The sequence below is a fragment of the Variovorax sp. GW531-E2 genome, from assembly GCF_059423125.1.
On record NZ_JBWKXQ010000080.1, the window covers coordinates 21,764 to 29,116 of the forward strand.

7 protein-coding genes are annotated in these 7,353 nt (G+C 70.9%); 3 read left to right on the plus strand and 4 right to left on the minus strand.

The annotated features are described in order from the left end of the window. The first annotated feature begins 41 nt into the window (after positions 1-41). Both AC07XP_RS29570 and AC07XP_RS29575 read left to right on the plus strand, forming a co-directional pair. A complete protein-coding gene (locus AC07XP_RS29570) occupies positions 42-1,493 on the plus strand; it encodes an aminotransferase-like domain-containing protein (RefSeq protein ID WP_495266667.1) in 1,452 nt (483 codons plus the stop codon). Further along, entirely contained in the window at positions 1,490-2,227 is a 738-nt protein-coding gene (locus AC07XP_RS29575) for a TetR family transcriptional regulator C-terminal domain-containing protein (protein WP_139702566.1), read from the plus strand. Before AC07XP_RS29570 ends, AC07XP_RS29575 begins: the two co-directional genes overlap by 4 nt. Here AC07XP_RS29575 and AC07XP_RS29580 read toward each other — a convergent pair. Both AC07XP_RS29580 and AC07XP_RS29585 read right to left on the minus strand, forming a co-directional pair. Further along, positions 2,224-3,549: a PhzF family phenazine biosynthesis isomerase gene (locus AC07XP_RS29580; protein ID WP_495266668.1), complete on the minus strand. Its 1,326-nt coding sequence runs from the start codon at positions 3,547-3,549 to the stop codon at positions 2,224-2,226. The genes AC07XP_RS29575 and AC07XP_RS29580 overlap by 4 nt on opposite strands. A gap of 2 nt (positions 3,550-3,551) precedes the next feature. After that, positions 3,552-4,538 carry a Bug family tripartite tricarboxylate transporter substrate binding protein gene (locus tag AC07XP_RS29585; RefSeq protein WP_495266669.1) on the minus strand — a complete coding sequence of 329 codons (987 nt, stop codon included), beginning with the start codon at positions 4,536-4,538 and terminating at the stop codon, positions 3,552-3,554. A 102-nt stretch (positions 4,539-4,640) separates the two neighbouring features. On the opposite strand from AC07XP_RS29585, the gene AC07XP_RS29590 reads away from it, so the two are divergent. Beyond that, positions 4,641-5,471, plus strand: coding sequence for an AraC family transcriptional regulator (locus AC07XP_RS29590; RefSeq protein ID WP_159273091.1), 831 nt, complete (start codon positions 4,641-4,643; stop codon positions 5,469-5,471). Positions 5,472-5,480: 9 nt separating this feature from the next. Here the strand turns inward: AC07XP_RS29590 and AC07XP_RS29595 are convergent, their stop codons facing one another. Both AC07XP_RS29595 and AC07XP_RS29600 read right to left on the minus strand, forming a co-directional pair. After that, on the minus strand, positions 5,481-6,179 hold the full coding sequence (locus AC07XP_RS29595) for a response regulator (protein WP_495266670.1): 699 nt from the start codon (positions 6,177-6,179) through the stop codon (positions 5,481-5,483). After that, positions 6,176-7,353: ATP-binding protein (locus AC07XP_RS29600; protein WP_495266671.1), on the minus strand; the 1,178-nt coding region annotated here is incomplete at its 5' end. The genes AC07XP_RS29595 and AC07XP_RS29600, both read right to left, overlap by 4 nt.

The following is a 7,353-nucleotide window of genomic DNA, read 5'->3' on the forward strand; positions in this document are numbered from 1 at the left end:
TGTCCAGACAGGCCGCATGCGTTTCTCAAGGAGACCGGGTGATGCAGAGTTCAAGCAACGCGTCGGCGCTGCGCCAGCCGGCGCCCGCCGGTGCCGGTTGGATGCAGGGCCTGATGGGCGACATGGACGAAGCCGCGCCCGGCCTCGGGTTGGCGCAGCGCCTCGTGGTGGGCGTCGAGTTGCGCGTCATCGACGGGCGCCTGGCGCCCGGCACCAAGATGCCTTCGGTGCGCGCGCTGGCCGGCAAGCTGGGCATCAGCACCTTCACCGTCACCGAGTCGTACAGCGCCTTGCGCGCACGCTCGGTATTGGCCTCGCGGCCGGGCAGCGGCTACTACGTGCTGCATCGGCCTTCGCGCGTGGCACCCGACGACGCCGATGCGGTGCCGCGCATGACCGACACCGCCACGGCCCACGACCGCCCGCCACCCGCCGAATACCGGGGCGATGACCTGGTGCGCGAAGCCATGCGCCGCGTGGCGCGCTCGGCCCCCGAATGGGACAGCGGCACGCGCCAGGGTTTCGGCCTGCCGCGCCTGCGCGAGCTGATCGCCGCGCGCCATCGCGCCGAGCTGCCCGCGCTGGGCCCGCAGCAGGTCATGACGGCAGCGGGCAGCCTGGGCGCCACGATGTGTTTGCTGCAGGCCTGGACCGAACCCGGCGACGCGGTGCTGGTCGAGTCGCCCGCACCGCGCCAGCTGCGCAGCCTGATCCGCACGCTGGGCCGTCGCATGCTCGAAGTGCCACGGCGCGGCGGCTGCCTCGACATCGCCGCGCTCGACAGCCATGCCGCGCTGCTGCCCACCGCGAGCCGGCAGCGCCTGCTGTTCCTGTCGACGGCCGTTTCCAATCCAATGGGCATCTGCATGAGCCCGCAGGGCGCGCACCAGGCGCTGCAGGCGGCCGAGCGGCACGACCTGCGCGTGATCGAGCTCGACACCTGGCGCGGGCTCTCGCCGTTGCAGGCGCCCAGCCTTGCCGCGATGGACGGGCTGCAGCGCGTGGCGCAGGTCGGTGGCGTGTCGACCACGCTCTCGGCCAAGCTGCGGCTTGCACATGTGCTGCTGCCGCAGCATTGGGTCGACGATGCGGCCTTGCGCTGCCTGCACACCACGCTCGGGCCGAGCGAGTTCGAGGAGCGCGTCGCCTGCGAGGTGCTGGCCGATGCCGGCTATCCGCGCTTCCTGCAGAAGCTCAACACCGCGCTGAAGATCGCCGGCGAGCGCACGCTGTCGCTGCTGACCGGCGCGGGCCTGCAGGCGCTGTGCGTGCCCGATGGCGGCCCCTTTCTCTGCGCGGGTTGGCCGCCCGGCTGTGAGCCTCGTCCATCGAGCGATGCGGTGCTGCAGGAGGCGCGCAAGCAGGGCCTGCCGCTCGCGGCCGCGACCGATTTCGGCGACATGCCGCAGCCCTTTGCCTGGTATCGCTTCAACGTCGCGCACTGCGGCGACGAGCGACTGGTGCGCTTCCTGGCGCGGATGAAGAACCCATGAGCGCTGCGCCACCCCTGCGAACTGCGGCGCGTCCTCCCGCCGTGAAGCGCCAGGCCCGCCGCCAGAACCTCGAGAGCGCCATCCTCGCGGTGGCGCAGGAGCGATTCGCGCTGCACGGCTACGGCGGCGTGTCGGTCGACGACATCGCTGCCGACGCGGGCATCTCCAAGCAGAGCCTGCTGTACTACTTCCCGTCGAAGAAGGCGCTGTACAGCCGCGTGTTCAACGACGTGCTCGACTCGTGGCTGTCGAACCTCAACAGCCTGGCCGACGCCGACCTCGACCCGCATGCCGCGCTGGAGCGCTACGTCACGCAGAAGCTGCAGTTCTCGTACGACCACCCTTCGGGCTCGCGGCTGTTCGCGCAGGAAATCATTTCGCAGGCGCCGCAATGCGCCGACGACATCGAGGCCAAGCTGGTGCCCGCCTTCCGCGCCGAGGCCGCCGTGCTGAACCGCTGGATGGCGAACGGCGACGTGGCGCCGCTGCCGGTGCCGCACCTGCTGTTCACGCTGTGGGCCATGACGCAGACCTACGCCGACTTCGCCTGGCAGATGCGCATGCTGCTCGGCAAGCAGGCGCTGGAGCCGGCGGATTTCGACCTGGCCCGCGAGACCATCCTGCGGATGCTCGAAGGCGCGCTGGGGCTGAAGCGGCCCGCCACCTCGGCGGTGGTGACGAGCGGGCACGCTGCGCTGCCTCCCGTGGAAAAAGCCGGGAAGGAGCGGGCCTAGTCGCGCGTCTCGAGCACCATCGACACCTCGACCACGCCGCCGCGAGGCAACGACGCGACGCCCACGGTGGTGCGAACCGGCAGGGGGGTCTCGGGGAAGATCCGTTGCAGGGCCGCCGAGGCTGCGTCCATCACCTGGGCGTGGTCCTTGAAGTCGCCGCAAGCCTGGAGATAGCCGTTCAGTGCCACGACGCGCACGACGCGCGAGAGGCTGCCGAGCTCGTCCTGTGCCGCGCGCAGCAGGGCGCCGACAGCAGCTACTGCGGCCCGCTGGCCGCGCGGCACATCGTCGGGGCCGTCGAGCCGGCCTGTGATCACCTGGCCGTTCTCGCGCGCCACCACGCCGCTCGAATGCAGCAGGTTTCCCACCTGCGTGAAGGTGGCGTAAGTACCCGATGGCTTGGCCCGCGCCACTTCAGGTGGGCACAGCCGGTCGAGCAAGAAATCTTCGGGTTGCGCATCGCAGGCCTCGCCGCCGACCCAGCAGCCTTCCTGCGTGTTCGCATCCCATGGCAATCCCACGTGGATCGCGGAGGGCGAACCCATTGCTTCGCCCTGCCGCACGGTCACCGACAGTGCGTCGTGGCCGACCAGCCCAAGGTGGCGCAGGCCCCAGGCCAGCGCCGCGGCGGCGATGCCCGTGGCGGCGTCTTCCGGGTAGCCGGAAGATTTGGGAAATTGCCGTGCGCTGACCGTGTCGGTCTCGTCCCGTGACATGGCATAGGGATACAGCCCGGTGGACCCGAGACGTTCGCACAGCGATTCGACGCGTGCGAAGTCGACGCGCAAGGCGTGCAGCTGCGCGGTGTCGGCCAGGCGAACCAGCGTCTTGACCCGGCTGGTGGCGGCGTTGAGCACCGGCCCCACGATCTGCCCGACCTCGATGCCCAGGCACTGCGCGATGTCTTCGACCAGCCGCTGTTGCGTCACCTCTTCCACCGTGGCGCGCGGCTGGCTGACCTGCACGGTGCCATCGACGCGCCGGCCCGTGACGGTGCCGCTGAGCGTTTCGATCGCGACGGGCGCACCGTCCCATTCGCCGCGCCGGTGCAGCAGCCACAGCGCGCCGACCGTGGCGTGGCCGCACATTTCCATCTCGTGCTTCGGCACGAAGTAGCGCATGCGCAGCCGGTGCGCCGGTGTGCTCGGCTTCAGCACGAAGACGGACTCATGGCCGCTGAGCCGGGTGTGCTCCTGCATCTGTGCGGTGGAGAGCGCGTCGGCATCGAGCCAGACGGGCGCGGGGTTGCCGCCGACGGATGGATCGGGGCCGACGAACACGCGGATGTTCCGGCAACCGGGCGCAGAAAAAATTGCAGCCATCGTCAATCAGCCCTCGCGTTGACCGAGCGCGCAATGCCGCCCCAGAGCTTGATGTCGTTGCGGATGTGCTCCTCGAACACCTCGGGCCGCACGCTCCACGGCGTCACGCCCTTGGCCAGCATGTCGGCGCGCAGTGCCGGGTCTTTCATCGCGATGTCGAGTGCGGCGCGCAGGCGCTGCACCACCGGCTGCGGCGTGGCGGCCGGTGCCATCAGGCCATACCAGAGCTGCGGCTTGAAGTCCTTGATGCCGGCCGCCTCGAAGGTCGGCAGGTCGGCAAAACCCGCCGACGGCTCACTGATGGCCAGCGCCCGCATGCGGCCGCCGCGCACCTGCGCCAGCAGCGCGGGCGGGTTGTCGAACAGCGCCTGGATCTGGCCTGCCATCAGGTCGGCCTGCGCGGGTGCGGCGCCGCGGTAGGGCACGTGCGTCATCTCGATGCCGGTGCGCTGCTTGAAGAGTTCGCCCGCCAGGTGGCTCAGGCTGCCGTTGCCGATGCTGCCGTAGTTGAGCGCCTGCGGGTTGGCCTTGGCGTAGCCGACGAAGTCCTTCACCGTGCGCGCCGCCAGCGCGGGCGTGACCACCAGCACGAAAGGCGTGGTGCCGATGGTGCCGATCGGCACCAGGTCCTTGAGGGGGTCGTACGGGAGCTTGGGGTACACCGCATCGGCCGAGGCGATGGTGGTCGTGGTACTGGCCACCAGCGTGTAGCCGTCGGGGTTCGCCTTCGCGCCGAAGCCCGTTCCGACGGTGCCGCCCGCGCCCGAGCGGTTGTCGATGATGACCGACACACCGAGCGCAGCCTGCAGCCGCAGCTGCACCGAACGGAAGATCACGTCCGTTCCGCCGCCTGCGGGGAAGGGTACGATGATGGTGATCGGCTTCACCGGGTAGGCCGGATCGGAGGCCGGCCACGAGGCGGTCGGCCCGTACAGGGCACCGGCGGCGGCCAGGCCCAGGAGCGCGCGGCGCAGAGGTTGAGTAGTCATGGGGTCTTCTTGCAGGAGTGGTCCTTCCGATTCTGTGGAGCGCGCGCCAACGCGTGCGCCCGATTGCGACATGCGCGGCTTCGAATGCGACAAGGAATGGCCATGCCACTGACTTCCAGCCACCCGCCGCCCCGCCAATCGCTGTTCGTCGAACGGCTGTCTCACCAGGCGACGATGGTCGCCAACACCCGCGACCACTACGCCACCGACGCGCACGTGCACGATTGCGACATGCTGTTCGTGCCCATCGCAGGCCGCTTCAGCGTGGGCGATGCGCAGGGCGAGGCGCAGCGCCTCGGGCCCGGCCACTTCGTCTGGTTCGCGGCGGGCAGCGCGCATTCGACGACCACGCTCACCGCCGGCCAGAGCCATGTCGCGGTCTACGTCGACCCGGCGCTGTGGGCCACGGCCTTGCAGGCGCAGGGCGTCGTGCGGCCCCCGCAAGGCATGCGCGCGGGCAGCACCGCGCTGGGCGCCCTGTCGCAGCGGATGTTCGAATCGACCCGCGCGGGCGACAGCGAGAACTACGTGCTGTGCGGCGCGCTCGTGATGGAGGCCGCGCGCCTGAGCGCCAACCCGTTGTCGGAGGGCGACGCCTCGCCGGCGTTGTGGGTGGCCGAGCTGCTGGCCGAAACGATGCTGCGCGATCTGGCGCAACCCCTGTCGCTCGACGCCTTCGCCCAGCAGCACCGGCTGTCGCGCCGGCAGGTGGAGCGGATCTTTCGCGCGAAGCACGGCATCTCGCCGCTGGAGTTCCTGCAGCGCCAGCGCATCGAACGGGCCGTGTACCTGTTGCAGACCACGCGGGACTCGGTGCTGTCCATCGCGCTGCAGGTCGGCTGGGAGTCGGCGTCCTATCTTTCGCGGATGCTGGAGAAGACCTGGGCGAAGACGGCGACGCAAATTCGCGCGGCAGCCCCTCGACAAAACTAGCCTGACCGCTCAGGCTGGCGGCGGCGCTTCCCACGCGAAGCCCACGCCATACACCGACCGAATCCAGTCGTGCGCGGGCGTCACCGCGCCGAGCTTGCGGCGCAGGTTCTTCACGTGGCTGTCGATGGCGCGCTCGGTCACGTCCACCGTGTCGTCGTAGGCCAGCTCCAGCAGCCGGGCGCGCGAGAAGATGCGGCCCGGGTGCCGCGACAGCACCTGCAGCAGCCCGAACTCGCGGCGCGTGAGGTTCAGCGGCGTGCCGTCGAGCGAGGCGCGCCAGTGCACGTCGTCGAGCACGAGCCCCGGGGCATCGCCAGGCGCGCCCTGCGCGGCCACGGCCGGCGCCGGCGCGGTGCGGCGCAGCACGGCGCGTACGCGCGCCACCAGCTCGCGCGGCGAAAACGGCTTGCACACGTAGTCGTCGGCGCCCAGCTCCAGACCGAGCAGGCGGTCGACCTCCTCGATGCGCGCGGTGAGCATGATGATCGGGTGCGCCGTGTGCTCGCGCGCGCGGCGCAGCACCTCGATGCCATCGAGGCGCGGCAGCATGATGTCGAGCAGCGTGAGGTCGGGCGGCGCGGCGACGATGCGTTCGAGCGCGATCTGCCCGTCGGCGAAATGTTCGGTGTCGTAGCCGGCGTGGCGCAGGTAGTCCTGCACCACGGAGGCGATGTCGAGTTCGTCTTCGACGATCACGATGCGTGTCATGCGGAAGCCGCCAGCGGAAGGGTGATCGTCATGCGCAGCCCGCCCAGCGGCGAAGGCGCCGCCTCGATGCTGCCGCCGTGCGCCTCGAGGGTCGCGCGGCAGATCGACAGGCCCAGGCCCGAGCCGCCCAGCGCGCGGCTGCGCGAGGTCTCGCCGCGGAACAGGCGGTCGAAGAGGCGCGGAATCTCTTCCTCGGGCACGCCCGGTGCGCTGTCGTCGAACACCAGCGTGAGGCAATTGCCGGTCCATGCGCCTTCGATGCTCACGCCGATGCGCAGCTGGCCGCCGGCGTCGGTGTAGGCCAGCGTGTTCTCCAACAGGTTCATGAAGACCTGGTGCAGCCGGTGCGCGTCGCCGTCGATCACCGGCTGGGCCGAGGCGGCGATGCGGTCGAGGGCATCGCGGTCGAGCGCGATGCTGCGCTGCGCGAAGCGGTCGCGCGTGTGGTCGAGCGCCTCCTTCAGCAGCGACAGCGGGTACACCGGCGCCTTCAGCAGGTCGCTCTGGGGCTCGCGCATGCTGCTGCGCAGGTCGTCGACCAGCTGGCCGAGGCGGATCACCTGCCGGTGCATGCGCAGCGCGGTGCGTTCGTCGAAGCTGCGCACACCGTCCTGAAGCGCCTCGATCTCCGCGCGCATCGCCGCCAGCGGCGTGCGCAGCTCGTGCGCCGCATCGGCCAGCCAGGCGCGGCGCGAGGCCTCGGCCGTGTCCAGGCGCTGCGCCATGTCGTTGAAGGTCTTGCCCAGCAGCGCGAGCTCGTCCGAGCCGTGGACCGCCACGCGCGTCGAGAGCCGTCCGCGCGCCACGTCCTGTGCGGCCTGCGTGAGCGCGTCGATCGGCTGGAACCAGCGGCGCGCCAGCAGCCACGACAGCACGAGCGCAAAGGCCAGGCCGCACAGCCCGGTGAGCGCGATCACGCCGGACTGCCGGGCGAGAAAGGCGCGGTCGGCCTCGCTCTCCAGGCCCTGCATCGGCGCGAGCGCGAGGTAGCCGACGACGGTGCGCCCGTGGCGGATCGGCCGGCGCGCGGCGTTCTCCGGGTCGATGGTCGCGCCGACCACGAGCGCGCCGTGCGCGTCGAGCACGGCGAGGCGGCGAAAGATCGAGTCGGGCGGGCCGGCCAGGCCGGGGAAGAAGCCCGGGGGCGGCATGAGGAAGCGGCGGGGCAGCAGAT

Coding starts and splice junctions, on each gene's coding strand:
- AC07XP_RS29585 (WP_495266669.1), bottom strand. CDS start 4,538: ATGACTACTCAACCTCTGCGCCGCGCGCTCCTGGGCCTGGCCGCCGCC.
- AC07XP_RS29580 (WP_495266668.1), bottom strand. CDS start 3,549: ATGGCTGCAATTTTTTCTGCGCCCGGTTGCCGGAACATCCGCGTGTTC.
- AC07XP_RS29575 (WP_139702566.1), top strand. CDS start 1,490: ATGAGCGCTGCGCCACCCCTGCGAACTGCGGCGCGTCCTCCCGCCGTG.
- AC07XP_RS29590 (WP_159273091.1), top strand. CDS start 4,641: ATGCCACTGACTTCCAGCCACCCGCCGCCCCGCCAATCGCTGTTCGTC.
- AC07XP_RS29595 (WP_495266670.1), bottom strand. CDS start 6,179: ATGACACGCATCGTGATCGTCGAAGACGAACTCGACATCGCCTCCGTG.
- AC07XP_RS29570 (WP_495266667.1), top strand. CDS start 42: ATGCAGAGTTCAAGCAACGCGTCGGCGCTGCGCCAGCCGGCGCCCGCC.